The organism is Streptomyces sp. NPDC059255 (assembly GCF_042752355.1).
Classification (GTDB): domain Bacteria; phylum Actinomycetota; class Actinomycetes; order Streptomycetales; family Streptomycetaceae; genus Streptomyces.
Window position 1 is genome coordinate 1 of sequence record NZ_JBHYZP010000110.1, and the last position, 1422, is coordinate 1422.

1 protein-coding gene is annotated in these 1422 nt (G+C 40.4%); it reads right to left on the bottom strand.

All coding sequences use genetic code 11. The annotated features are described in order from the left end of the window. Positions 1 to 97: 97 nt before the first annotated feature. Positions 98 to 1248 (bottom strand): IS3 family transposase gene (locus tag ACFXKG_RS41290; protein WP_384850773.1). Its coding sequence is split into 2 segments (ribosomal slippage): positions 98 to 975 and positions 975 to 1248, totalling 1152 coding nucleotides; the frame shifts between segments, so codons are not numbered across the junction. Between the last annotated feature and the right edge of the window lie 174 nt (positions 1249 to 1422).

The window sequence follows — 1422 nt, forward strand, 5'->3', positions numbered from 1 at the left end:
GCTGAACACTCAGAGCATTCAGGCCATAACGAATAATACAAAAAACCCTCTTCAGTGGGACTGACCCCCGTTTTTGAGACAGGGATCAAAACACCTTTTAAACAGCCAATTGCCGATAATTTATCGGTGATTGGTTGTTTAGTTTCGTTTGAATACGAATATTGTTATAATAATGAATGTATTCTATGACAGTGCGTTCTACGATGGCGGTCGTGGTTCGATCAATGCTGTTAAGATAGAACGTTTCAGACTTTAGTGAGGAATGAAACGATTCGATGGAGGCATTATCAGCGGGTGTCCCTTTGCGGGACATGCTCATGGTAATGCCTTTTGTTTTAACAGCTTTCTGATACTCGTAAGATGTATACACAGATCCTTGGTCACTATGTAACACGCAGTTCTCAGGCAGTGTTGGCAGTTGATCAAGTGTGTGTAAGACAAAGTCTGTGTCCTGCTTATCTCCAATCGTAAAAGCAATCACTTCTCCATTATATACATCCAATATACTGGAAAGGTACAATTGTTTCTGTCCATAAGGCAAATACGTGATGTCTGTTACTAGTTTTTCAAGAGGATGATCAGACTGAAAGTTCCTATCTAATATATTGTCGACCACGGCATATGGCTGCCCATTCTTCTTGCGCTTTTTCACCTTAACCCGGCACTGCCACTGATTTTTCTGCATAATACGCTGAACCGTTTTATGGTTAATACACATTCTCTTTTTTAATATAGCTGTGATTTTTCGATATCCATATCGATACTGGTGCTCTCGGCACAACGTGCCGATTTGTTTTTCTAAATGGCGCTTGGGATGATCTTTCTTCAGATTCTTCTTCCAACGATAATAAGACGAGCGAGAGATACCTAAATGAATACAGATATCCTGCACGGTCATTGTGCTGTGCAATTCTTCTACAAGTTCGACTGACGTTTGGCTAGCATCTTCCTTTCCAATTCGTTGTACTTTTTTAACACTTCATTCTGTTGTCTCAGATATCGATTCTCTGCCTGCAGTTTCTCTAATTCGGAAGAATACTCCGGACCTTTTCCATAAGTGTATTGCTTACCAACAGGCTGTTCAAATCGATGTGTATCACCAGCCTTATACCATCTGACCCATGTCTTAATCTGCGTATTATTTTTGATATTCAACTCCTGCATGATCTCTTTCATAGGTACGCCTGCCAATCTCATTTCTACAGCCTTCTGTTTCACTTCAACCGGATAACTCACTCTTGTCCCCATAGAAAAAACACCTCCAAGTCTAATTTCGGATAACAATCATCCGTATTCAAACTTGAAGGTGTTTTTATTTGTCTCATCTTATGGGGTCAGTCCCCGATTTCCCGCATCGGGTTTTTTTAGCTCCATTTCCTAAGCGGCCAAAATAACACATCCTGTTTTTTAGCATAATGAAGC